Here is a 21385-nt window from a genome sequence, read left to right on the forward strand (position 1 = left end):
AAAGGTGTGTTATCGTTGCATGAATTATTGCTGCAGACAATAGAACTGAAAAAACAGCTGGCACTGTTACAGGAGTATTATGAAAATAATCAGGCTCCTGAAAGCAGAAAGGACAAGCAGTTTTTTGCATATGTAAGAAAACAGACAGATCCCATTTATGAATTATTGGCACGTTGGGAAGATTTAGCGCTAGCTACAGTGAAAAACCGACAAGTAAAAGTTCATCCGAAGCAAATCGTTTCTACCAGAGAGAATATGGAGCTTATTTTGATGCATAGTTATTATATTGATGTGAAACGCAGAAGATATATGCAGCTGCATCAGGCTTGCCTTTATGTGTTCGATCTGCTTGCAGATCAGCTGGAATAGCTTAATAAAGCTTTACATTTTATTTGCTTTTATCTATAATTGTCTTCCACATATAGGGGGGAGAACGATGGATAAACATTTTTTATTAGCGGAAGCAATCAAGATCAGGTCAAAGGCATACGTACCTTATTCCCGGTTCCCAGTTGGCGCTGCGCTACTGACGAAATCGGGTAAAATTTATACTGGCTGCAATATTGAAAACGCAGCATATCCAGTAACCTGCTGTGCGGAACGGGTGGCAATATTTAAAGCAATTGCCGATGGAGAGAGTGAATTTCAGGAAATGGCAGTTGTAGCTGATACACAAAGACCTGTGCCGCCATGTGGTTCCTGCCGGCAAGTAATGAGTGAGTTCTTCAACAAAGATATGCAGATCCATTTATCCAATTTAAAAGCAGAAGAAGTCAAATCTGTAAGGGTGGAGGAGTTACTGCCATTTTCCTTTCAATCATCCGACATGGACTAGCATCAATCTACATATATTTCCATAAAACAAGGGGCTTATTTTTCAGCTCCTTGTTTTGATGGTATAATGGTTAGCATAAAGTTTTACTGGGTTAATAAGATGAAAATGAAGTGATAAAAAAGAGGTGAAAAGGATGGGTGCATACCAAACAAAATTGACTACAAAAGAAATTTTGGAGAAGGACTTCAAAGTCACCATGAGAGGCTACCATCAAGAGGAAGTAGATGAGTTTCTGGACACGATCATTCAGGATTATGAGGTTCTCCAGCAGGAAATCAACAGACTGCAACAGGAAAACGAACAATTGCGAAAACGTTCCGACGAAGGCCAGACAAGAGTGCAAAATACTGCCAGTACACAAGTGAATTATGATGTCTTGAAACGTTTATCCAATTTAGAAAAAGCTGTGTTCGGAAAAAAAATTACAAACGCCGAATCCTGACGCGCTGGATAATTAATTAAAGTTATGCTATAATGTATCTCGGCATTATTGAGTGTTTCTGTAATCGCTGTATGAAAATGCAGAGGAAAGTCCATGCTCACACAAACTGAGATGTTTGTAGTGTTCGTGCTTGATGAATTCATAAGTCAAGGTAGCTGGAGAAACGGCTAACGGCAGCAAAAAATTCTAAGTCCTGCGGATATGAATGAGTATGCTTGAAAGTGCCACAGTGACGAAGCTGGATTGAAAAATGCCAGGTGGAACGCGGTAAACCCCACGAGTGAGCAACCCAAACAATGGTAGGGGCATCCTTGATTAGGGAATTCAACCGAAAAAGGGACAAGCATTGGCTTGTAGATAGATGATTACAACCTGTGTACGAGGCTGACCACCGTTTGGAGTACCAGGAAACAGAACATGGCTTATAAACACTCAATAGGTTATATGTCATGATATGATAAAATGCAAGGCTTTTTAGTCCGGCCATGACTTTAACGCACATGATGAGCAAGCTTGTCTTTGTGCCTATAGTCATGGCCTTTTACATAAGTAATGTCATTCAGACGGTTAAATACAATACCAGTGCATGAAAATTTGTTTGGCAACTGCCAGAAAGATGAAAGGAAACTATGTATGAAAACATATACACTTATTGCTACAGCTGCGATGGGGCTGGAATCCGTTGTCGCTGCTGAAGTCAAATCGCTTGGGTATGAGCCACGTGTTGACAATGGAAAAATAACTTTTGAAGGCGATGCCGCCGCCATAGCCAGATGTAATTTATGGCTGAGAAGCGCGGACAGGGTCAAAATTTTGGTCGGCAGTTTTCGCGCCGCATCGTTCGATGAGTTGTTTGAACAGACAAAGGCTTTGCCGTGGGAAGCTTTCATTAGTGAAGATGGCAATATTCCCGTATCCGGGAAGTCGCATAAGTCTCAACTATATAGTGTGCCGGACTGTCAGGCCATCACGAAGAAGGCGATAGTGGAACGAATGAAATTGAAATACGGACTTGTGTCAAAGCTTTCTGAAGAAGGTCCCCGTTACAAAGTAGAAGTGGCTATCACCAAAGATATTGTTTCACTCACGCTCGATACTTCTGGCACTGGACTTCACAAACGAGGTTACAGGACTGGCCAAGGGGAAGCCCCTTTAAAGGAAACAATGGCGGCTGCGCTTGTTTTGTTGACCAACTGGAAACCCGACTACCCGTTAATTGATCCATTCTGCGGTTCGGGAACGATTCCCATTGAAGCTGCTTTGATCGGCCAAAACATTGCACCAGGATTCAATCGTTCTTTTGACTGTGAAAGCTGGCAGTTCATGAAGCAAAGACATTGGGAGGAAGCTTTTACAGAAGCTGAAGATAAGGCAAAATATGAACAGCATTTGGATATTACTGGATCGGATATCGACCACAAAATGGTACAGATCGCTCGTAACAATGCGGAAGAAGCAGGCTTAAGCGACTTGATTTCATGGAAGCAAATGCAGGTAAGTGATTTGTCGTTAAAAAAAGAAAATGGCTATATCATCGGCAACCCGCCATACGGCCAAAGGATAGGGGACGCTGATTACATTCGGCAATTCACTGAGAAATTTGGGCAGATAATGCAGCAGCATCCTTCTTGGAGTGTCTATATTTTGACCGCCAATGAAGCATTTGAAAAACAATATGGTCAAAAAGCGACAAAAAAAAGGAAGCTTTTCAACGGTTTTATAAAAACAGATTACTATCAGTTTTTTGGTAAGAAACGCAAATAGTATATAGGGGGATGCTTATGAATCAAATCAAAGATATGGAAAAGGATTTTTTGCAGCTGCTTAAAGAACAAAGTTTTTATCAGGAAGCGATCAATTTATCACAATGGGACGCTCGGACGAAGCTTCCTGCAAAAGGGGCGGGAAAACGAGCTGAAGTGGCTGGATTTTTGTCAGAAAAATTGCATTTGCTGCAAACCTCTGATCGAATGAAATATTTTATTGATATGTTGAAAGAAAAAACAAATGATGCAGTGATTTTAAAATCAATTGGTGTATGTGAAGATACATATGAACGCAACAAGAAAATTCCTCATGAAGAAATGAAAGAATATGTCACTTTACAATCAAAATCGGAAGCTATCTGGCAAGAAGCAAGAGAAAAAAGCGATTTTTCCCTGTTTCAGCCATACCTGGAAAAGTTGGTCCATTTCAATAAGAAATTTGCGGCATACTGGGGTTATGAAGAGCATATTTATGATGCGCTCCTTCATGACTTCGAACCAGGAGTGACTGTAAAAGTACTTGATAGTGTTTTCCCAAAGTTAAAAGATGCTTTGACCAGTTTGCTTGAAAAAATGGAACAGAGTCATTCGGATACCAATCCGCTGATTCACCATTTCCCAAAAGAAAACCAGCGTGCGTTCAGTCTGGAAATACTCAAAAAAATGGGATATGACTTCGGTGCAGGCAGATTGGATGAAACAATCCATCCTTTCGCCATTGGCATTAATAAAAATGATGTTCGGATTACAACAAGATACGACGAAAATGACTTCCGTATGGCCGTGTTCGGCACCATCCATGAGGGTGGACATGCACTATATGAACAGAACCTTAGTGATATATTATCTCATACGCCGCTTTCCGAAGGGACATCAATGGGTATTCATGAGTCACAATCGTTGTTTTGGGAGATTTTTGTTGGCCGCAGCAAAGCCTTTTGGAAAGCGAATTATAATCTTTTTCAATCCCATGCTCCGGCATATTTTCGAGAAATTCCGCTGGATAATTTCTACGGTGCATTAAATGAAGTCAAGCCCTCTTTTATTCGTATTGAAGCTGATGAACTGACATATTCTCTGCATATTATGCTTCGATATGAATTGGAAAAAGCGCTGCTGAATGGAGAAATCCATGTAAAGGACCTTCCTGAGTTATGGAATGAAAAGATGCGGGACTACTTGGGTGTCGTCCCTGCTTCCGACAAAGATGGCGTTCTGCAGGACATCCATTGGGCCGGAGGAGATTTTGGGTATTTTCCTTCTTATTCATTGGGTTATATGTATGCTGCCCAGTTCGAAAATACAATGAAAAAACAATTCGATTTGAATGAGGTCATTTTATCCGGTGATTATAGACCTATAACAAACTGGCTGAAAGAAAACATACATCAATATGGGAAGATGAAAAAACCGCTTGAAATTTTACAGGATGTAACTGGAGAAGGGCTGAACCCGGATTATTTAATCAGACATTTTCAGAAAAAATTTTAACCACATCATATGATTTCAAAGTTTATTTATCAAAAAACAGGGGAGCGAGCCCCTGTTTTTTTAGTTATTGCCGATTGGCATTGTAAAAGGTGGTGAACCTGGAGGTGAGTTTTGGATTATATCAACGAATGGTATAGTGTAAGCAAATAAGATCAATGCAATCGTTATGCCTACCCACAGTTTCCAATTCTCCAAGAACATCGGTGTCGGCTGTGCATCTTTTTCTTCTTCTGCAATAGGGAATGCTTCCACCCCTTTTGGTGCAAAAAATGCTAATTTGATAAAGATGTAGACCATCAAGATAATCCCGATGAATAAGATGGAACCCCCTATAGCTTGTGCCAGCTGATAATAAGCCCATTCATGCGCCTGTGCAGTTCCACCGTATGTCGAAAAAGCAGACCTTCTTGGCGCCCCGAGCAAACCTTCAATATGCATGGAACCTGACATGATCAGCATACCGACAGTCCAAGTGACAGCCTGTATGATGCCAAGCCGATTTATATTTTTCGTCAGCTTTCGGCCCGTCAAATGAGGCACAAGCCAGTAACTAATTCCAAAGAATGTTAAGACCACTGTTGTCGCTACAGTCAAATGGAAATGTCCAGTAACCCAGATGGTATTATGAACAACTTCATTCATTTGGTGGGAAGCATTGATGATTCCACCAGCGCCACCAGGAATAAAGGCAACCATCCCAATAAATGGTGCAAAGAAACGAACATCTTTCCATGGTAAATGCCTGAACCAGCCAAATAATCCTTTAAATCCTTTTTTACGACCGGTAATTTCGAAGGTTGCAAACATCGAAAATGCTGTCATCAGACTTGGGATCACTACCATGAAAGTTAAAGAAACCTGTATGAATTTCCATGTTGCATCGATACCAGGCTCCGTGAGCTGGTGGTGAAAGCCTACCGGTATGGAAAAGAATAAGAACAGAATGAAAGCCATTCTCGCCAGGGAATCACTGAAGATTTTGCCGCCGATGATTTTTGGGATAATGGCATACCATGCCATATAGGCCGGCAGCAGCCAAAAATATACAAGCGGGTGCCCAAAATACCAGAACAAGGTCCTGCTGACCAGTACATTGATTGTTGCTGAATAGCCGAGTGACCATGGAATAAACTGGATCAATACAGTTGCGGCAACTCCCAGTGTCGCAATGAACCACATAATCATATTGATAACAACCATGAATGCAAGCAGAGGTGATTTTTCACCAGGATGCTGTTTTTTCCATAAATATAATTGCCGCCAATTGACAAACCCCGCTATCCAGCTGCCAATAATCACTAAAGCGAGACCGATATAAAACGCCGGGTGTGCCTTTAAAGGCGCGTAAAACGTGTATAGTACACTTGCTTTGCCAAGCAGTATGGTAATCGATGCCATCAGTGTGCCCGCTACCATTACCCAAAGGCTCAGCCAAGCGGCTTTTCTTTGTTTTTTAGATATGCCGACTGTTTTACCCATCAATGCAAATTGAAAACCGATAATGAAATAAGTTGTCAGGACAAGTCCAAGTATCACACCGTGAACGGTTAGTATTTGATAATAGCCGATTCCAAAAGGCAGGGTGAATTTGCCTGATCTGACAAGTGTTTGCAATAACCCCATCGCACCTCCAACCAGTAAGGCAATAAATGCCACATGGATGAATGACATATACAATCTCGCTTCTGGCTTGGTGATTGTCAGGGTTTTCGCCTGGGTGCTTTCATCTTTCATCGGTATCGCCATTATTCATACACCTCCAAAGTAGCATACATCATGTGATGTCCTACACCGCAATATTCATTACATACGATTGTGTAGACACCAGGTTTGTTTAAAACTGTTTCATAGCTGCTGATATAACCCGGTTCAACGATCATATTCACATTGGTTCCGGCAGCATTGAAACCATGAACCACATCTTTTGTGGTTACCTGAAATAAAACATTTGACCCTTTTGGAACACGAATTTGTTTCACAGGATTTCCGTCTTTATCTTTGCCAAGGTCATAGTTGAACGTGGATGCGAGAATATTGACCACATAACGTTTATCTCCTATTTTATTTAGACCAAGATGTTCTTCCTGGAATGACTCGTTTTGGTCGACATGATTCGGATTGATAGTCTCACCATGGCTTTGAGGGTGGGTTCCTTTCCAAAACGCACCATAACCTAAAATTGCCAAAAAGATAATTAAAGATGCGATGCCAAAAATAAGCCATATTTTCTCATACTTATGCAAATGCATGAATGCTCCCTCCTTTGAATGAAAATCTCTTATCTTGATAAAAATAAAGCAAAAGCTCCAACCCAGCTGATGATGATGAAAATACCAACAAACATGACAGAGATAAAGGTTCCTTTTAAATTAAGCTCTTTGTCAGCCTTTTTTACAGCTTTTTCTTCTTTTGCCATGGTCAACGACTTCCTTTCTATGTGATGGCTGTTTCCTATGTATTCATCATACAAAAATTGAAAAGTGTTTTGTGGGAGGTTAGGCATCATTCACAATTTGTACATTTATTCACAAACGTACTATCAAATGGTTTTTTCGAACCTTTTGGTTAGAAAAGTTTGTGAAAAAACTGTGAAAATCCATGTAATAAAACAGGTAAATATAGACAAAATAAGAACGAGACTGATGAAGAAGAGAACTATAAGAAGATTGGTGAGAAAATGACGGTAATCGGGTCTGTTGGAACGCAGCATGCACGGTATAGTTATAGCCAGGAAGCTGTGAAAGACATCGTAAACGCTTTGTTTGATTATCCTGAGAGAAAGATGCAAAGGTTGTTGCAGGTATTTGATTCTGCTTTGATTAATGAGAGACAGTTTTCAGTAAATGAACAGTGGTTCTATGAGGAGCATCCCTTTTCAGATAGAAATCGGCTTTATTTAACATGCGCATTAGAGGATTCATTGAAGGCAATCGATACATGTTTAACTGACCAGCAATTTCTGCATAACGATATACCCTATGAGGCGGTCGATATGCTGATCTTCGTTTCCAGCACAGGCATCGCAACACCATCATTGGAAGCCAGGATCATGAACAAGCGGCCCTTTCGCCCGGACACCAAAAGGATGCCTCTCTGGGGACTTGGTTGTGCTGGAGGAGCCATTGGCCTTTCGCATGCATCAGATTGGATCAGCGCACATCCGGACAAGACATGTCTGCTGATCTGTACAGAACAATGCAGTCTGACCTTCCAAAAAAGTGACCAGGAAAAAAGCAATTTTATCGGTACCGCTTTATTTGGGGATGGGACAAGCGCTGTTTTACTACTTGGTACCAAGTCAAAATATCTGCACTACCTAAAAGGCATCAAGCCCCATGTTATCTTGTCAAGCTCCCATACTGAAAAAAATACAGAGGACGTGATGGGCTGGGAGATTAGCGAAAACGGTTTGAAGGTGATATTTTCCAAAAGTATACCTTTGTTGGTGGAAACAATCTGGAAGACACACTGCCTGAAATTTTTGGATATGCTCTCTTGTAATGCTGATGAAATTGATTCATATATCGTGCATCCAGGAGGTGCAAAGGTGCTTCAGGCGATGGAAAGCGCTTTGTCCATAAAAAAAGAACAGCTTATCTATTCCTATCAAGTTCTATACAATCATGGCAACATGTCGTCCCCTACAGTTCTGTATGTATTGAAGGAATGGCTGAAAAATGGTATGAAACAGGGTGACAAAAGCATTTTATCAGCACTTGGTCCCGGGTTTTCATCAGAATTAATGTTATTGGAGTGGAGATAATGGCAGCATGGATGTGGATTATTATCATATTTATTATTTGTCAGCGTCTTGCTGAGCTGGCAATCGCCAAAAGCAATGAAAAGTGGATGAAAGAGAGGGGCGGGATAGAAACTGGCAGTGAGCACTACAAATGGTTCATCATAATGCATGGTTTGTTTTTTTGCGGAATCATTCTGGAAACCACACTCAGATCACAGAAAAGCCTCGCTCCGAGCATTGTTATTTTATGCTTATTTATTGCGACACAGCTTGCAAGAGTGTGGTGTATTCAAACACTGGGCAGATTTTGGAATACAAAAATCATTGTTTTGCCGAGAGTCGCCCTGATTAAAAAAGGGCCGTATAAGTACGTCAAACATCCTAACTACTTTATTGTAGCAGCTGAACTGTTTCTTATCCCCTTTTTGTTCGGGGCCTTTTACTCAGCGTTTATTTTTCCGATTTTGCATGTGCTTCTTTTGAAAATCAGAATACCGCAGGAAGAAAAAGCTTTGGCAGCGGTAGCAAAAGAACAAACGGTTAAATTATAAAAGGGAATACAACAAGCAGATAGGACAATGTTATATTCACTTTGAACAAAAAAAGGGCCGTCTCCATGTCTCTTCAAGACTTATGGGACGGTCCTATGCTTCTTTTATTAGTGAATCATGAATTGTATTATTTCTTCATGACATTGGCAGCTTGAGGACCACGCTCACCTTCGACAATTTCGAAAGTGACTTCCTGTCCTTCTTCCAATGTTTTGAAGCCTTCTTCCTGAATGGCAGAGTAATGGACAAATACATCGTTGCCACCCTCGACTTGAATAAAGCCGTAACCTTTTTCTGCGTTAAACCATTTAACTACTCCATTTTCCATGTATTAATCCTCCTAAAACCCATCACGCGAAACGTGTTAATACAAAGCAGATCAGTGACTATCAAATAATGATCCAATTGCATTTCTGCATTAAAAGGTCTGTTTAATAGTACTAAAACTTCTTTGCTTGCCTCAAATATAGCCCATTTGGCTTTTCCAGTCAAGGGATTAATATCAGAAAACACCTGTAAAATCTAAATTGTTTATTTTATCTTGTTTATTGTTTCAAATTTTGCTTTATTGCTGCAACGCAATTCTCTCAAATCGTGCTATGATATAGCCATGGCCAAATCAAAAAGGGGGATTCTGCAATGAAAAGTGATATTGATATAGCGCAAGAGGCTTCATTGAAGCCGATTACTGAGATTGCTGCGGAATTAGGAATTGATGAGAACGATTTTGAACCTTATGGACATACGAAAGCGAAATTATCGGATAAATTACTGCCAAAGTTAGCGGATCGGCCAGATGGTAAAATCATTTTGGTTACATCTATTAACCCGACACCGGCAGGAGAAGGAAAGTCCACGGTAACTGTCGGACTTGGACAAGCATTGAACAAGATTGGACGAAAAGCAATTATTGCTCTAAGGGAACCGTCACTTGGTCCTGTAATGGGATTGAAAGGGGGAGCTGCAGGGGGAGGCTATTCCCAGGTGTTGCCAATGGCTGACATCAATATGCATTTCACCGGAGATTTACATGCCATCACGAGTGCAAATAATGTGCTGGCCGCTCTGATTGATAATCACATGCAGCAAGGTAATGCACTTCATATCGATCCAAGGCGAATGGAATGGAAGCGCGTCATGGATGTTAATGACCGAGTATTGCGGCAAATTGTCATCGGTTTGGGAGGCCCTAAACGGGGCGTCGTTCGAGAAGATGGCTTCAATATTACAGTAGCATCGGAAATCATGGCTATTCTTTGTCTGGCAACTAGCTTGCAGGATCTTAAACAGCGCCTGGCTAAAATTGTTATCGGCTATACGTATGAAGAAAAAGTTGTCACTGTAAGTGATTTGAAAGTGGAGGGGGCTTTGACCCTGCTTCTAAAGGATGCAATCAAGCCCAATTTTGTCCAAACGACTGAAAACACGCCTGCTATTATTCACGGGGGGCCATTTGCAAATATCGCCCACGGTTGTAACAGTATCATAGCAACGAAGACTGCGGCGAAGTTAGCGGATTACGTCATTACTGAAGCTGGTTTTGGCGCAGATCTTGGGGCCGAAAAGTTTCTGGACATCAAGTCCCGTGCAGGTGAATTCGAGACAGCTGCAGTAGTAATAGTGGCAACTGTAAGAGCATTGAAAATGCATGGCGGGGTAGCTGTCGATCGGTTAGAGGAAGAAGACCTTGCCGCATTGAAACAAGGAATGGAAAATTTAAAGAAGCATATGGAAACAATTGATCATTTTGGGCTGCCTTATGTCATTGCGGTCAATAAGTTCCCTTCCGATACAAGGGCGGAAACAGATTTCATTCGTTCCTGGTGCGAAGAAAATGATGCGGAAGTGGCGCTTTGTGATGTTTTTTCAAAAGGAGGCGCGGGCGGTATTACATTGGCAGAAAAGGTTATCCTGCAAGCGGAAAACAAGAAGAATTTCACACCAGTTTATAACATGAAAGATAGTCTGGAAGAAAAAATGAATAAAATAGCAATGAAAGTATATGGGGCGGATGGTATTCAGTTATCACCAAAAGCCAGACAGCAGTTGGATTTTTATAAAAAACAGGGTTGGGACACCCTAGGCGTCTGTATGGCTAAAACACAATATTCTCTTTCAGATAATCCTAAACTGCTCGGACGTCCATCTGGATTCACTATCGCCGTCAGAGAATTGCGCCCTTCGGTTGGAGCAGGGTTCATCGTTGCGTTGACAGGGGATGTATTAACGATGCCAGGACTTCCGAAGAATCCAGCTGCATTGCAAATGGATGTGCTGGAAGACGGCAAGATTGTGGGATTGTTTTAAGTGGATGCAAACAAAAATATCCAGCAGATAACCGACTATGTCCAAAAAAAGTTTAGCACTGATGCAGGAGGACATGATTTTTATCATATGCAACGGGTTGCCAAGCTTGCAAAAGCAATTGCATGCAAAGAACATGCAGACGTTTTCGTTACTGAGGCAGCAGCATGGCTGCATGATGTAGGCGATCACAAATTATTCCCTGACCCGGAAAGAGCATTGGAAGAAATGAATCAATATTTGTATACATTGGATATGGCAGAAGAGCAGATTTCACTTATTAACCAAATTATCGCTGAGATTTCATACAGCAAAGGTGTTAGAATTCCTGATAGCATCGAAGCAAAAATAGTACAGGACGCAGACAAGTTGGATGCGATCGGAGCGGTTGGCATTGCTAGGACTTTTGCTTATGGAGGTTCCAAAGGGCAGCTCATGTATGATTCTGCTTACCCGGAAAATACTTCTTTCCAACACTTTTATGACAAGCTTTTCAACTTGAAAAAAATGATGCATACAACATATGCTAAGCAGCTTGCAGCAGAAAGACATAAGTTCTTGGAAATTTTTGCAAAGCAATTTTTACATGAATGGGATACTGAACAAATATAGAAACAGTGCCAGCAAAACAAAATTTTGTCTGCTGGCACTGTTTTAATCTGCTACGGCATCTTCATCAACTCTTCCGCTGTGAAGAAGCCAATAATGTTGAAACACTTCTGTTGCGGCTACTAGCAGACCAGTAAATACCGCTCCCCAAAATGATACGAAGGAATTGACGAACATCAAGGAACCAAAATAAACGATTGCTGTAGCCATGAAGAAATCCAGCAAAGTTGCAAGCCAATTTGTATCTTTGCGAAGCATGAGTACTTCCATGAAATACCCTACAATTGCGATGACTATCCCTAATACAATTGGCTGATACCAGTTGCTGAAAGTAACATTAGTCAATAGCCAAGATGCGAACAAAACGGCAACGGGACAAAGGATAATTTTTAAAATGAACCCGCCCATATACATACACCTGCCTTTTGGAAGTTGTATTTATTAGTATGTACGTATGTCGCATTTTTAACCCGATGGCAGAAGTTCTGTATTACTGGCGAATCCGTTTTGCCCCTAAATATTTGTCTTTCCAATATGACCCATTCAAATCTGTAATTTCCACTCCACGCGCTTCACCGGCGTGGATAAATTGATTGTTGCCTAGATAAATCCCCATATGGGAGGGGCCAGGTTGATACGTTTCAAAAAAAACTACATCACCCACAGATGGAGAAGAAACTGGAGAAGAAAAATTATATACTTCATTCACGGTTCTTGGCACGGTCATCCCTTGAGATTTGAAAACGTATTGAACAAATCCACTGCAATCAAATCCCTGCGGTGTTGCGCCTCCCCATACGTATGGCGTTCCGATCAGGGAGCGGGCAGCTGCTGTGATTCCAGTCTGATTAAATCCCTCTGCTTTTATCTGACTAGCCTCAGGATTTTGATCGTCTTTTGCTTGGGGTTTATCACGTTGTTTTTTCTCTTTTTTCTCGGGGTTGACGGTATTAGAATTATTTTTTTCTTCTTTAGTTTTTACTTCGTAATCAGTCTGCTCAGGCTGCATATTTTTTTCTTCGGGGGTTTCCTTTAAAGTGATGGAGTTCGGGTGATCTGGTATGGAAAGATGTTGCTCTTCTTTGGCAATATGTAAAGCCTGGCCAGTCATAGGGCCGTAAATTCCATCGATTTCACCCTCATAATAACCAAAATGGCGTAGAGCCAGCTGGACTTTTTTAACCTTGTCGTTTTGCATACCGGGTTGAATTTCTTTGGCAAGCTGTTCTATCTTTTGCTGTTCTCGCTTTTTCAATGAAGCTTCCCTGGAGAATACTGATTTGGCATCTGCATTCATTTTCATTCCATCTGCCTGTTTATTATTTCCTTCCAATTTACTGATATGCCGGTCTATGACAATGCTGAAATCGCTTATTTTGTGATGCTCCGGGAGGGTTGACAGTTTCTGTTGCAGAAACCGGCTGCTTTTGCTATGATTACTGATTGCCAAACGGTTTTTATGCTGATCAAAAGATTTCTGTGCTGCCATTGTGACTTCACCATTGAAAATAAACGGCTGGCTAAGTACAAAACTATATAAGATGGTCTGCTTCACGACATTTTCCATCGTTTCACTTATCATGAATGTTTTTTCCTCCTTATTAGCGCCTTATAGACTAGACTTTATGGAGAAAAAAGTATTTTTATGAATTACGCTTATGTTACAATGAAAGCAATGTCTTGATTTGATTGAAATGAACAAACGGGAGTGATGATTGATGAATGAAGGCGAGAAAGCTTATTTGAAGCTTTGCGAATACATTTTAAAATCAGGTGCAGAAAAACACGATCGCACGAATACCGGGACCTTTTCTGTGTTTGGGCAGCAGATACGTTTCGACTTACAAAAAGGATTCCCATTGCTGACGACAAAGAAAGTCCCATTTCGCCTTGTTGCCAGTGAACTGCTTTGGTTCATAAAGGGAGATACGAATATCCGTTTCCTGTTAGAGCATCGGAATCATATATGGAATGAATGGGCGTTTAAAAATTGGGTGGAAAGTGCTGCGTATGAGGGTCCTGACATGAAGGACTTTGGCAATCGAAGTCAGCAAGACAGCAAATTCAATGAACTATACAAAGAACAAATGGACAAATTCATCGAACGAATATTGAACGATGATGCGTTCGCCCAGAAATATGGTGACCTGGGAGATGTATACGGTAAGCAGTGGCGCGCATGGAAAACATCTCAAAATGACACGATTGATCAGTTGCGAGATGTCATTGATGCGATTCGCAGCAATCCTGATTCCAGAAGGCACATCGTTTCCGCATGGAATCCGGAAGATATACCGAATATGGCTTTGCCGCCATGCCATACACTGTTTCAATTTTACGTTGCGGAAAATAAGTTGTCTTGTCAGCTTTATCAAAGAAGTGCAGATATTTTCCTTGGGGTGCCATTCAATATAGCCAGCTACGCTTTGTTGACACACCTTATCGCGCATGAATGCGGGCTAGAAGTCGGCGAATTCATTCATACGTTCGGTGACGCTCATATTTATTCCAATCATGTAGCGCAAATCAAAACGCAATTGTTGCGGGAACCGAAAGAACTACCCAAACTTATCTTGAATGAAAACAAATCATCTATTTTTGACTTTGATATGAGTGATTTCCATTTGGAAAATTACAATCCTTACCCAGCAATCAAAGCACCGATTGCCGTATGAAAGAGAGGATAATCAGATGATCGCACTTTTGCTTGCAATGGATCGAAACCAAGTGATAGGACTGAACGGCGATATGCCTTGGCATTTGCCAAAAGATTTAGCCTTTTTTAAGAAAAAAACAACTGGACATACTGTAGTCATGGGTAGGAAGACATTTGAATCCATTGGCAAACCATTACCGAACCGAAAGAATATCGTAGTGACCACCCAAAAACAAATTTCCTTCCCAGCTGGCGTAGAAGTGATACATGACCTTTCATCGCTTCAAAACTATCAAGAGGAACATCCAAGTGAAGAAATATTTGTCATTGGCGGAGGACATATATTTGAACAAATTTTGCCTTTTGCAGATAGAATGTACATTACCTATATTGATGAAGCTTTTCAGGGAGATACATATTTTCCGCCATTTCCTGCGTCGGAGTGGAAATTGATTTCTGAAAGGGAAGGTGAGAGAGACAATGCCAACCCGTATAAATATTATTTTCGCCAATATGATAGAAAATAAAAGGGAGGACAGTGGGGATGAAAACTTGCGGTGTAGTCCTCGCCGGTGGTCAATCCAGAAGGATGGGGACGAATAAAGCTTTGCTGGAAATGAACAAAAAGCCAGTTGTTTCTGTCATTGGAGATGAGCTTGCACTTTGTGCAGATGAAGTCGCAGTTATAGCCAATGATGCAGGACCAATGTCATTCCTGCCTTGGCAGATCATCAGTGACAGATTTCCTGGGGATGGACCGCTTGCCGGTATTGAAACTGCCTTATACCATATTGATGCAGATGCGTTCTTATTTGCTGCTTGCGATATGCCTATGATCAATCATAAAATTTATCTGTATATGCTTCAGAAGTTACAGGATAATGATGCTGTTATTCCAGTTTATGAAAACCGTTTACATCCGCTTGCTGGAATATATCGAAAAAATGTATACGCAAAAATTCAACTGCAATTGCAGCAAGGACAACGAAAGGTGACCAGCTTTTTTCAATATATCCACGCAAATTATGAAAAAGAGTTTACTGGTTTTAGCAATGAACAGCTGCAAAAACATTTTTTTAACATGAATTATCCTGAACAATATGAGCAGGCGAAACTATATTAAGCTTGTTTATTTCTCAAAAAACGTGCTAAACTATACAAAGAAATAACAAACATTTTAATTGAAGTTATCGTTTCCATGATTATGATTAAAGAAGGTGAGAGGATGCTTTCAAATATCGGTGTGCCGGGTTTGATTTTGATTCTGCTTGTTGCATTAATCGTTTTCGGACCTAAAAAGTTACCCGAGATTGGCAAAGCCGCAGGTCAAACGCTTCGTGAGTTTAAAAAGTCCACTAAGGATTTGACCAGTGACGTCACAGACGAAATAAAAGAAGCGAAAGAAGTAGTTAAAAAGTAAGCTGCACTGATTGGAGTGATACAATATGCTTAGCAACATCGGTATACCTGGATTGATTCTCATATTGATTGTTGCCCTGGTCATTTTCGGCCCTTCTAAATTGCCCGAAATTGGTAAAGCATTCGGTTCTTCCTTAAAGGAATTTAAGAATGCGGCGAAATCGGATAAGGACCATCAGCATAGTCAGCATTCCTGATGAAAAATACAAAAGGTGTAGGGGAAATCCTACATCTTTCTTTTGCTTTAACGCGGAGGTTATGAACAGAGATGCCAAAAGAAAACGAACAACATATACAGGAAAAAGAAATGAACATGGTAGGGCACCTTTCAGAATTGCGTAATCGTCTGATTTTTATCGCTGTCTGGTTTATCTTATTTTTCGTCCTGGGTTTCATTTATGTCAAGGACATCTATCAATTCTTTGTTTTAAATTTGGATTTCAAACTGGCATCGACCAGTCCTGGTGATATAATTTGGATTTACTTCACGATGTCGGGTTTGGTTGGTTTAGTGGCAACCATCCCAGTCCTGGCATTGCAAATTTGGCTTTTTGTCAAACCTGCTTTGACCGACAAAGAGCGCAGAGCTTCTGTCGCTTATATACCGGCGTTGTTCATCTTATTCATTGCAGGTTTAGTTTTTGGGTATCTTGTTTTCACCAAACTCATATTTCCTTTTTTGCTGGATTTGAATGACGGCATGTTTCACATCATTTTTACAGTGGACAATTATTTCCACTTTTTGTTCCGGGTGACGATACCGTTCGCTATTTTATTCGAGATACCTGTTATTTCTATGTTTCTGACGAAAATAGGTATACTCACACCCGCATTTATGAAAAAGACAAGGAAGTATGCTTATTTTGTTTTGGTTATTGTTGGTGCAGCCGTGACACCGCCGGATTTTGTGCTGCAAGTTGTTGTAGCAATACCGCTCATATTGCTTTACGAAATCAGTATCATTTTGTCAGGGGTTGTCTATCGGAAAAAGCTGAAACTGCATGAGCAATTTATGCAACAATAGTTTTATGGAACAAAGGGGGAAGCAACATGCACACCTTTTATCAATTCATGATGAGCTACCGTGGCAAAAAAAAGCCAGATGACGAAAGCAGGCTGGCAGATTGGATGTTTTACGACACCGATTTTCCCAAGCATTCGCATTCCTATGATGAAGTCAGCGACTATTTGGAATCATTCAGCCCTTTCACAAATGCATTGTATGTCTTCGATGAAATGTGGCAGCTTTATCTGGACAAAGAGTCAAGTTGAGCAATGATATCTCGCTTGACTTTTTTTGTACCATTTTTTAAGTATGGCTCGAGTACTGTATCCGGAGATGTATGATTGATTGCAGTACATGCTATCTTCAGATCTTCGGGGCTTACGTATTCTCTTCAAGAGCCGCTTTCATAAGATTAAATCAAACGTTTGTTTTAATTTTACAATCGACAATATTTTCGCATAACGTAAATCTTTAGGGAGTTTTGCGGTTGCCCGGGAAATATTTCCTTTCACTCTTTGATGTGACACTGCGTATAATATACAAGAACACAAAGAAAGAGTGATGAGGTATGGTTTTTCCGCCACAGCGACCAGGTATGTTCGGCCCGATGAGTCCCTTTCAAAGACCTGGCAATTTCCCAGTCCCCTCGCAAGGTACTGGTAATGGTTTAACCTCCATGCTGAAAGGTATTTTCGGAGCTGGAAATACAGGTTTTACGCAAACAGGCATGCCTTTTTCAAGTATGGCACAAACAGGAGTAGGTAGCGGCGGTTTTGCCGGTTCCCTGCAAAACATCCAACAAATACTGAAGATGGTTGAAACCACGGCGCCCATGATTAAGCAATATGGACCTATGGTGAGAAATTTGCCTGCCATGTTCAAAATGATGAAAGCTCTCAGCAGTATGGAAAGCGGCGATGATGATAACAGTGAGGAGAGCGTGGAAAGCGAAGAAAAGGAAGAAGAAGGTAAGATCAATGAACCACATATCGCATCTGCAGAAACACCAATATCAACCGATCATACTCCCCCTGCCCAAAAACAGAAGCGTACTGGAGAATCTGTGCCGTTGTTATATATATAGATAAAGCATTCTGCTTGCAATTAAAGCCCGAAAGATAAAAAATATAGATAACGAAATGAATTTGGGAGGTGGCAAACATGACAGAAATGTACGCAACTTTTGCCGGGGGTTGTTTTTGGTGTATGGTAGAGCCTTTTGACCAGCAGCCAGGGATTAAATCTGTTGTTTCAGGATATACCGGCGGCCGAACGGAAAACCCGACGTACGAAGAAGTTTGCTCGGAGTCCACAGGACATGTAGAAGCGGTGCAAATTACATTTGATCCGAAACTGATGCCGTATGAAAAACTGCTGGAAACTTTCTGGCGTCAAATTGATCCGACGGATGCAGGCGGGCAATTTCATGATCGTGGGGAATCGTATCAAACAGCTATTTTTTACCACGACAAAGCCCAGAAGGAAGCTGCCGAGAAGTCCAAACAAAAGCTTCAGGAGAGCGGTAAATTCAAAAAGCCAATCGTGACAAAGATTCTGCCCGCACAAACATTTTACCCTGCAGAGACAAATCACCAGGACTATTACCGTAAAAATCCATTTCATTATGAAATGTACAAGCAGGGCTCAGGAAGAAAAGCGTTCATTGAAAATAATTGGCAAGATGAAAATGTCTTTCAATCAAGGGAGCAGTTATCGCCAATGCAATACCATGTTACACAGGAAAAAGGCACCGAACCACCTTTCCAAAATGAATATTGGGATAATGAGGAAGAGGGAATCTATACGGATATCGTATCTGGAAAGGTTTTATTCTCCTCCCGTGATAAATTTGACGCGGGCTGCGGTTGGCCAAGCTTTACCAAGCCAGTCGATCCAGAGGAAACGAAGGAATTACTTGATACTTCTCATGGCATGCGCAGGGTAGAAGTAAGGAGTAAAACGGCAGATTCTCATTTGGGCCATGTATTCCCGGATGGCCCCAAAGAGCACGGCGGCCAACGATATTGCATGAATTCTGCAGCAATGCGTTTTATCCCCAAAGGGAAAATGGCTGAAGAAGGTTATGAAGCATATTTACATTTGTTTGATTAACCTTTTAGGGTAAACATGTTATGCTATAAAAGCACATCGTTCAAACAGCATTTTAATGAGAGAGGCTACTGAAAATTCTCGATTCCCCAGTAGCCCCTGAAAACAGACTTATACTGTTTCTGAGATTTTTTAAAGAGAGGGGTAACGCATTGAATCACCATACTTGGGAAAACAGACCCACCATTAAACAAATTAGATGTGTTCATAATGATGCTAAAAAGTTTGTGGTAAATAACACGCTTACACCTGGGAAAATGTATGACGTCAAAAACGAAACGGAAGAATTTTACTTTATCATTGATAACAGTCACCGTATTGGTGGATTTCACAAAGAATATTTTGATGAAGTTTAAACCTGATCCTTTTAGACTATTCGGATGGTTGCGATGATGTAGCATACAAATAGAAAAAGCACTCAGTAAATGGCATATGCGAAACTCCTTCAGCAGTATGTTAGACGTTTCTGTTTATGGAGCTGCGTATATGCCATTTGGGTGATAATCAAACGGTGCACTGATACATTTGTTTGTAAGGGCCGGTTACACCAGAGCATTAAAGGAGGCGAAAATAGTGGCATTTGTAATTACATCGCCTTGTAAAGATGAAAAAGCCGGGGAATGTGTTGAAGTATGTCCGGTTGATTGCATTGAAGAAGGCAAAGATATGTTTTATATCGATCCGGATATCTGTATTGATTGCGGAGCATGCGAGGCTGTTTGTCCAGTTGAAGCAATTTATATGGAGGATGAAGTACCGGGGGAAGAAGAAAAGTATATAGCACTTAATCGTCAATTTTTTGAAGAACGATAAATCAAAAAGCCGCTGATAAAAGCGGCTTTTTGACATGAATGGGCATGATTGCATTGTTCTATTCAATGGAAAAAGTAGAAAATTCTTTTGATGAATCTTCTTTTTTTTCAATTTCCATGTGTTCGACCTGTATGGAAGCATTCAATCCTGCTTGGACAGAATCCAAGTAGGCTTCAACAGATTCTTTCTCACCGGTAACTTCCATTTCGACGGTGCCATCCATTTTATTTTTAACCCACCCGGTTAAACCATATTCCAATGCTGCCAGTTTAGCCGTGAAACGGAATCCGACACCTTGCACGCGACCACTGATTCGTACATGTGCAAACAAGGTAAACAACTCCTTTTTGAAAAACTTCATATATCTTTTCCCTGTTTAAGCAAAAAAAAATCTCTAAAAAAAACAAAATGCATAAACAATTTTCCCACTTAATAAAAAAACATATTGAAAGCGGTTTAATAACGGAATTATTTGTTAATACATAATATAAGCATCCGACAAGATTTTGAAGATGTGATGATTGTCACACTAATTTGGATTGTTATTGTGACTGGGAATGTTAAGTGCTATTCTAATCATGAAAAGGGCTTTTCTGAATTTAACGATAGCCAATTTCGAATGAAGGAGTGATTGAAAATGTCAGGTCCAGGTTTACGTCATGTCGATAGCCATTCTGCCATTCATGAGGCAGCTTTAAATGAGGCGGTCGAACTTACTGAACTGCTTGATCAACTCATTAAAGATAGTATTTTAGACAAAGCGATGGAAGTCGCTTACGTCATTGTGGAACACTGGGAAACCCGTACACTGCAGCATGCGGCTTCGGAAGAAAAAGGTTTGTACAAAGAACTTGTAGAGGAAGATCCAGCAAAAAAAAATGCGATTGTCGAATTGACCAGGGATCATGAGCTTCTGAGATTGTTAGTGAAAGATATCAAAGGTCTTTTGAAGCAGAAGCTAATAGATGATCAAGTTGTCCAGCGTTTTCAGGCGTTGATTCTAGTCGACAGGTTACATAATGAAGCCGAGGAAGAGATTCTTCCAGAACACTGAGATGGGGTGATGCCAATGGATGCAGAAGAACAGATCATGCGTATCGATTTTCCGGAAATCTATGAACTGATTGCGGAAAACCTTGAAGCTATGCATATTCATTCCTATGATGTACAAGCGAATATAAAAAAAACGGCGAGCGGGTATGAATTGATACTTCATTTTGGGGATGGGTATGCCAATCATATATCAAAACATTTCACTCACGAAGAAATAGCTTCACTTGATGCCTGCATCATCGGGTTTATTAAGGAAGCCGGTGATAAGATTAAAGAAACGATGGTAAGCGATTATTTTAAAATGGTTAAACCATAAGCTTAGGAGGGCTGTTATGTTTATGTTTGAAGAAGATGCAAATGCTGTACAGGATAGAGAGGATCTGCTGACGGTACTACGGATGCGTTTTGGAGAAATTTCTCCAGGCATCATCGATGAGATCTATCAAATCAAAGAAATGGATACACTCGAAAGACTTATACTGGTTGCAGCCAACACCCCCAATCTGTCAACCTTCTTAGAAGAGTTGAAGGTGGGACCAGGTGGTTTTAAAATTCTTGGTGAACGTTTCAACCCGATCAACTAACTCGA

The 21385-nt window shown here is 40.8% G+C and carries 30 protein-coding genes and 1 other RNA gene; 24 read left to right on the forward strand and 7 right to left on the reverse strand.

Annotation, left to right across the window (positions count from 1 at the left end; genetic code table 11):
* Positions 1–15 precede the first annotated feature (15 nt).
* From ACFSMW_RS05090 to ACFSMW_RS05115, 6 genes are all read left to right on the forward strand, one after another.
* Positions 16–369 (forward strand): DUF1798 family protein, encoded by a 354-nt coding sequence (locus ACFSMW_RS05090; RefSeq protein WP_390353580.1) that lies wholly within the window; start codon positions 16–18, stop codon positions 367–369.
* Between the two features lie 67 nt (positions 370–436).
* Positions 437–835: a cytidine deaminase gene (locus ACFSMW_RS05095; protein ID WP_390353581.1), complete on the forward strand. Its 399-nt coding sequence runs from the start codon at positions 437–439 to the stop codon at positions 833–835.
* Between the two features lie 133 nt (positions 836–968).
* Positions 969–1277, forward strand: coding sequence for a cell division regulator GpsB (gene gpsB, locus ACFSMW_RS05100; RefSeq protein ID WP_390353582.1), 309 nt, complete (start codon positions 969–971; stop codon positions 1275–1277).
* 51 nt (positions 1278–1328) lie between these two features.
* Positions 1329–1707, forward strand: an RNA gene (rnpB, locus tag ACFSMW_RS05105) — RNase P RNA component class B.
* Between the two features lie 203 nt (positions 1708–1910).
* Entirely contained in the window at positions 1911–3041 is a 1131-nt protein-coding gene (locus tag ACFSMW_RS05110; RefSeq protein ID WP_390353584.1) for a THUMP domain-containing class I SAM-dependent RNA methyltransferase, read from the forward strand.
* Positions 3042–3058: 17 nt separating this feature from the next.
* The gene (locus ACFSMW_RS05115) at positions 3059–4534 is read left to right on the forward strand and encodes a carboxypeptidase M32 (protein ID WP_390353586.1); all 1476 of its coding nucleotides are present in this window, start codon (positions 3059–3061) and stop codon (positions 4532–4534) included.
* A 60-nt stretch (positions 4535–4594) separates the two neighbouring features.
* On the opposite strand, the gene ACFSMW_RS05120 is transcribed toward ACFSMW_RS05115, so the two are convergent.
* Genes ACFSMW_RS05120 through ACFSMW_RS05130 form a run of 3 tightly spaced genes read right to left on the reverse strand, consistent with a single transcriptional unit; the run spans position 4595 to position 6950 of the window.
* Positions 4595–6280: a b(o/a)3-type cytochrome-c oxidase subunit 1 gene (locus tag ACFSMW_RS05120; protein WP_390353588.1), complete on the reverse strand. Its 1686-nt coding sequence runs from the start codon at positions 6278–6280 to the stop codon at positions 4595–4597.
* Positions 6280–6783, reverse strand: a complete 504-nt coding sequence (locus ACFSMW_RS05125) for a cupredoxin domain-containing protein (RefSeq protein ID WP_390353590.1) — start codon at positions 6781–6783, stop codon at positions 6280–6282. Before ACFSMW_RS05125 ends, ACFSMW_RS05120 begins: the two co-directional genes overlap by 1 nt.
* Before the next feature lie 29 nt (positions 6784–6812).
* Positions 6813–6950, reverse strand: coding sequence for a cytochrome c oxidase subunit 2A (locus ACFSMW_RS05130; RefSeq protein ID WP_390353592.1), 138 nt, complete (start codon positions 6948–6950; stop codon positions 6813–6815).
* Positions 6951–7211: 261 nt separating this feature from the next.
* On the opposite strand from ACFSMW_RS05130, the gene ACFSMW_RS05135 reads away from it, so the two are divergent.
* Together ACFSMW_RS05135 and ACFSMW_RS05140 are read left to right on the forward strand one after the other, a co-directional pair.
* A complete protein-coding gene (locus ACFSMW_RS05135; protein ID WP_390353594.1) occupies positions 7212–8297 on the forward strand; it encodes a type III polyketide synthase in 1086 nt (361 codons plus the stop codon).
* Positions 8297–8827 (forward strand): isoprenylcysteine carboxyl methyltransferase family protein, encoded by a 531-nt coding sequence (locus tag ACFSMW_RS05140; RefSeq protein ID WP_390353596.1) that lies wholly within the window; start codon positions 8297–8299, stop codon positions 8825–8827. The genes ACFSMW_RS05135 and ACFSMW_RS05140 overlap by 1 nt, the downstream gene beginning before the upstream one ends.
* A 127-nt stretch (positions 8828–8954) precedes the next feature.
* Here ACFSMW_RS05140 and ACFSMW_RS05145 read toward each other — a convergent pair whose 3' ends face one another.
* Positions 8955–9155: a cold-shock protein gene (locus ACFSMW_RS05145; protein WP_390353597.1), complete on the reverse strand. Its 201-nt coding sequence runs from the start codon at positions 9153–9155 to the stop codon at positions 8955–8957.
* Positions 9156–9466: 311 nt separating this feature from the next.
* Between ACFSMW_RS05145 and ACFSMW_RS05150 the strand changes: the two genes are divergently transcribed.
* A complete protein-coding gene (locus ACFSMW_RS05150) occupies positions 9467–11134 on the forward strand; it encodes a formate--tetrahydrofolate ligase (RefSeq protein ID WP_390353599.1) in 1668 nt (555 codons plus the stop codon).
* Positions 11135–11743 carry an HD domain-containing protein gene (locus ACFSMW_RS05155; protein ID WP_390353600.1) on the forward strand — a complete coding sequence of 203 codons (609 nt, stop codon included), beginning with the start codon at positions 11135–11137 and terminating at the stop codon, positions 11741–11743.
* Positions 11744–11785: 42 nt separating this feature from the next.
* Here the strand turns inward: ACFSMW_RS05155 and ACFSMW_RS05160 are convergent, their stop codons facing one another.
* Both ACFSMW_RS05160 and ACFSMW_RS05165 read right to left on the reverse strand, forming a co-directional pair.
* The gene (locus ACFSMW_RS05160; protein WP_390353602.1) at positions 11786–12148 is read right to left on the reverse strand and encodes a DUF2512 family protein; all 363 of its coding nucleotides are present in this window, start codon (positions 12146–12148) and stop codon (positions 11786–11788) included.
* Between the two features lie 82 nt (positions 12149–12230).
* Positions 12231–13322, reverse strand: a complete 1092-nt coding sequence (locus ACFSMW_RS05165) for a C40 family peptidase (RefSeq protein ID WP_390353603.1) — start codon at positions 13320–13322, stop codon at positions 12231–12233.
* Positions 13323–13458: 136 nt separating this feature from the next.
* Between ACFSMW_RS05165 and ACFSMW_RS05170 the strand changes: the two genes are divergently transcribed.
* From ACFSMW_RS05170 to ACFSMW_RS05220, 11 genes are all read left to right on the forward strand, one after another.
* Positions 13459–14415 carry a thymidylate synthase gene (locus ACFSMW_RS05170; protein ID WP_390353605.1) on the forward strand — a complete coding sequence of 319 codons (957 nt, stop codon included), beginning with the start codon at positions 13459–13461 and terminating at the stop codon, positions 14413–14415.
* A 16-nt stretch (positions 14416–14431) separates the two neighbouring features.
* Positions 14432–14923 carry a dihydrofolate reductase gene (locus ACFSMW_RS05175; protein ID WP_390353607.1) on the forward strand — a complete coding sequence of 164 codons (492 nt, stop codon included), beginning with the start codon at positions 14432–14434 and terminating at the stop codon, positions 14921–14923.
* 17 nt (positions 14924–14940) lie between these two features.
* Entirely contained in the window at positions 14941–15519 is a 579-nt protein-coding gene (gene mobA, locus ACFSMW_RS05180) for a molybdenum cofactor guanylyltransferase (protein WP_390353609.1), read from the forward strand.
* Positions 15520–15621: 102 nt separating this feature from the next.
* Entirely contained in the window at positions 15622–15816 is a 195-nt protein-coding gene (locus ACFSMW_RS05185) for a twin-arginine translocase TatA/TatE family subunit (RefSeq protein WP_390353611.1), read from the forward strand.
* A 25-nt stretch (positions 15817–15841) separates the two neighbouring features.
* Positions 15842–16012, forward strand: a complete 171-nt coding sequence (locus ACFSMW_RS05190; RefSeq protein WP_390353613.1) for a twin-arginine translocase TatA/TatE family subunit — start codon at positions 15842–15844, stop codon at positions 16010–16012.
* A 71-nt stretch (positions 16013–16083) separates the two neighbouring features.
* Positions 16084–16839 carry a twin-arginine translocase subunit TatC gene (gene tatC, locus ACFSMW_RS05195; RefSeq protein ID WP_390353614.1) on the forward strand — a complete coding sequence of 252 codons (756 nt, stop codon included), beginning with the start codon at positions 16084–16086 and terminating at the stop codon, positions 16837–16839.
* 26 nt (positions 16840–16865) lie between these two features.
* Complete coding sequence (locus ACFSMW_RS05200) at positions 16866–17087, forward strand: YozE family protein (protein WP_390353616.1); 222 nt, start codon at positions 16866–16868, stop codon at positions 17085–17087.
* A 302-nt stretch (positions 17088–17389) separates the two neighbouring features.
* Positions 17390–17905, forward strand: a complete 516-nt coding sequence (gene vrrA / locus ACFSMW_RS05205; protein WP_390353617.1) for a VrrA/YqfQ family protein — start codon at positions 17390–17392, stop codon at positions 17903–17905.
* 77 nt (positions 17906–17982) lie between these two features.
* On the forward strand, positions 17983–18933 hold the full coding sequence (gene msrA, locus ACFSMW_RS05210; protein ID WP_390353619.1) for a peptide-methionine (S)-S-oxide reductase MsrA: 951 nt from the start codon (positions 17983–17985) through the stop codon (positions 18931–18933).
* A gap of 149 nt (positions 18934–19082) precedes the next feature.
* Positions 19083–19286, forward strand: coding sequence for a DUF6501 family protein (locus ACFSMW_RS05215; RefSeq protein ID WP_390353620.1), 204 nt, complete (start codon positions 19083–19085; stop codon positions 19284–19286).
* 217 nt (positions 19287–19503) lie between these two features.
* Positions 19504–19743 (forward strand): indolepyruvate ferredoxin oxidoreductase subunit alpha, encoded by a 240-nt coding sequence (locus ACFSMW_RS05220; protein ID WP_390353622.1) that lies wholly within the window; start codon positions 19504–19506, stop codon positions 19741–19743.
* A gap of 58 nt (positions 19744–19801) precedes the next feature.
* Here the strand turns inward: ACFSMW_RS05220 and ACFSMW_RS05225 are convergent, their stop codons facing one another.
* Complete coding sequence (locus tag ACFSMW_RS05225; protein ID WP_390353623.1) at positions 19802–20104, reverse strand: acylphosphatase; 303 nt, start codon at positions 20102–20104, stop codon at positions 19802–19804.
* Between the two features lie 276 nt (positions 20105–20380).
* Here ACFSMW_RS05225 and ACFSMW_RS05230 point away from each other — a divergent pair, with 276 nt between their 5' ends.
* From ACFSMW_RS05230 to ACFSMW_RS05240, 3 genes are read left to right on the forward strand one after another with little or no spacing between them, the layout of a single operon-like run.
* Positions 20381–20797 carry a hemerythrin domain-containing protein gene (locus ACFSMW_RS05230; protein ID WP_390353624.1) on the forward strand — a complete coding sequence of 139 codons (417 nt, stop codon included), beginning with the start codon at positions 20381–20383 and terminating at the stop codon, positions 20795–20797.
* Positions 20798–20812: 15 nt separating this feature from the next.
* Complete coding sequence (locus ACFSMW_RS05235; RefSeq protein ID WP_390353625.1) at positions 20813–21112, forward strand: hypothetical protein; 300 nt, start codon at positions 20813–20815, stop codon at positions 21110–21112.
* A gap of 16 nt (positions 21113–21128) precedes the next feature.
* A complete protein-coding gene (locus ACFSMW_RS05240; protein WP_390353627.1) occupies positions 21129–21380 on the forward strand; it encodes a hypothetical protein in 252 nt (83 codons plus the stop codon).
* Positions 21381–21385 lie beyond the last annotated feature (5 nt).

The sequence above is a fragment of the Tigheibacillus halophilus genome (assembly GCF_042683165.1).
In the GTDB taxonomy this organism is placed as follows: Bacteria; Bacillota; Bacilli; order Bacillales; family Amphibacillaceae; genus Tigheibacillus; species Tigheibacillus halophilus.

What these genes read in the sequence shown, in the direction of transcription:
- ACFSMW_RS05095 (WP_390353581.1), top strand. Translation starts at nt 437, where the DNA reads ATGGATAAACATTTTTTATTAGCGGAAGCAATCAAGATCAGGTCAAAG.
- gpsB (WP_390353582.1), top strand. Translation starts at nt 969, where the DNA reads ATGGGTGCATACCAAACAAAATTGACTACAAAAGAAATTTTGGAGAAG.
- ACFSMW_RS05110 (WP_390353584.1), top strand. Translation starts at nt 1,911, where the DNA reads ATGAAAACATATACACTTATTGCTACAGCTGCGATGGGGCTGGAATCC.
- ACFSMW_RS05115 (WP_390353586.1), top strand. Translation starts at nt 3,059, where the DNA reads ATGAATCAAATCAAAGATATGGAAAAGGATTTTTTGCAGCTGCTTAAA.
- ACFSMW_RS05120 (WP_390353588.1), bottom strand. Translation starts at nt 6,280, where the DNA reads ATGGCGATACCGATGAAAGATGAAAGCACCCAGGCGAAAACCCTGACA.
- ACFSMW_RS05125 (WP_390353590.1), bottom strand. Translation starts at nt 6,783, where the DNA reads ATGCATTTGCATAAGTATGAGAAAATATGGCTTATTTTTGGCATCGCA.
- ACFSMW_RS05130 (WP_390353592.1), bottom strand. Translation starts at nt 6,950, where the DNA reads ATGGCAAAAGAAGAAAAAGCTGTAAAAAAGGCTGACAAAGAGCTTAAT.
- ACFSMW_RS05135 (WP_390353594.1), top strand. Translation starts at nt 7,212, where the DNA reads ATGACGGTAATCGGGTCTGTTGGAACGCAGCATGCACGGTATAGTTAT.
- ACFSMW_RS05140 (WP_390353596.1), top strand. Translation starts at nt 8,297, where the DNA reads ATGGCAGCATGGATGTGGATTATTATCATATTTATTATTTGTCAGCGT.
- ACFSMW_RS05145 (WP_390353597.1), bottom strand. Translation starts at nt 9,155, where the DNA reads ATGGAAAATGGAGTAGTTAAATGGTTTAACGCAGAAAAAGGTTACGGC.
- ACFSMW_RS05150 (WP_390353599.1), top strand. Translation starts at nt 9,467, where the DNA reads ATGAAAAGTGATATTGATATAGCGCAAGAGGCTTCATTGAAGCCGATT.
- ACFSMW_RS05160 (WP_390353602.1), bottom strand. Translation starts at nt 12,148, where the DNA reads ATGGGCGGGTTCATTTTAAAAATTATCCTTTGTCCCGTTGCCGTTTTG.
- ACFSMW_RS05165 (WP_390353603.1), bottom strand. Translation starts at nt 13,322, where the DNA reads ATGATAAGTGAAACGATGGAAAATGTCGTGAAGCAGACCATCTTATAT.
- ACFSMW_RS05170 (WP_390353605.1), top strand. Translation starts at nt 13,459, where the DNA reads ATGAATGAAGGCGAGAAAGCTTATTTGAAGCTTTGCGAATACATTTTA.
- ACFSMW_RS05175 (WP_390353607.1), top strand. Translation starts at nt 14,432, where the DNA reads ATGATCGCACTTTTGCTTGCAATGGATCGAAACCAAGTGATAGGACTG.
- mobA (WP_390353609.1), top strand. Translation starts at nt 14,941, where the DNA reads ATGAAAACTTGCGGTGTAGTCCTCGCCGGTGGTCAATCCAGAAGGATG.
- ACFSMW_RS05185 (WP_390353611.1), top strand. Translation starts at nt 15,622, where the DNA reads ATGCTTTCAAATATCGGTGTGCCGGGTTTGATTTTGATTCTGCTTGTT.
- ACFSMW_RS05190 (WP_390353613.1), top strand. Translation starts at nt 15,842, where the DNA reads ATGCTTAGCAACATCGGTATACCTGGATTGATTCTCATATTGATTGTT.
- tatC (WP_390353614.1), top strand. Translation starts at nt 16,084, where the DNA reads ATGCCAAAAGAAAACGAACAACATATACAGGAAAAAGAAATGAACATG.
- ACFSMW_RS05200 (WP_390353616.1), top strand. Translation starts at nt 16,866, where the DNA reads ATGCACACCTTTTATCAATTCATGATGAGCTACCGTGGCAAAAAAAAG.
- vrrA (WP_390353617.1), top strand. Translation starts at nt 17,390, where the DNA reads ATGGTTTTTCCGCCACAGCGACCAGGTATGTTCGGCCCGATGAGTCCC.
- msrA (WP_390353619.1), top strand. Translation starts at nt 17,983, where the DNA reads ATGACAGAAATGTACGCAACTTTTGCCGGGGGTTGTTTTTGGTGTATG.
- ACFSMW_RS05225 (WP_390353623.1), bottom strand. Translation starts at nt 20,104, where the DNA reads ATGAAGTTTTTCAAAAAGGAGTTGTTTACCTTGTTTGCACATGTACGA.
- ACFSMW_RS05230 (WP_390353624.1), top strand. Translation starts at nt 20,381, where the DNA reads ATGTCAGGTCCAGGTTTACGTCATGTCGATAGCCATTCTGCCATTCAT.
- ACFSMW_RS05235 (WP_390353625.1), top strand. Translation starts at nt 20,813, where the DNA reads ATGGATGCAGAAGAACAGATCATGCGTATCGATTTTCCGGAAATCTAT.
- ACFSMW_RS05240 (WP_390353627.1), top strand. Translation starts at nt 21,129, where the DNA reads ATGTTTATGTTTGAAGAAGATGCAAATGCTGTACAGGATAGAGAGGAT.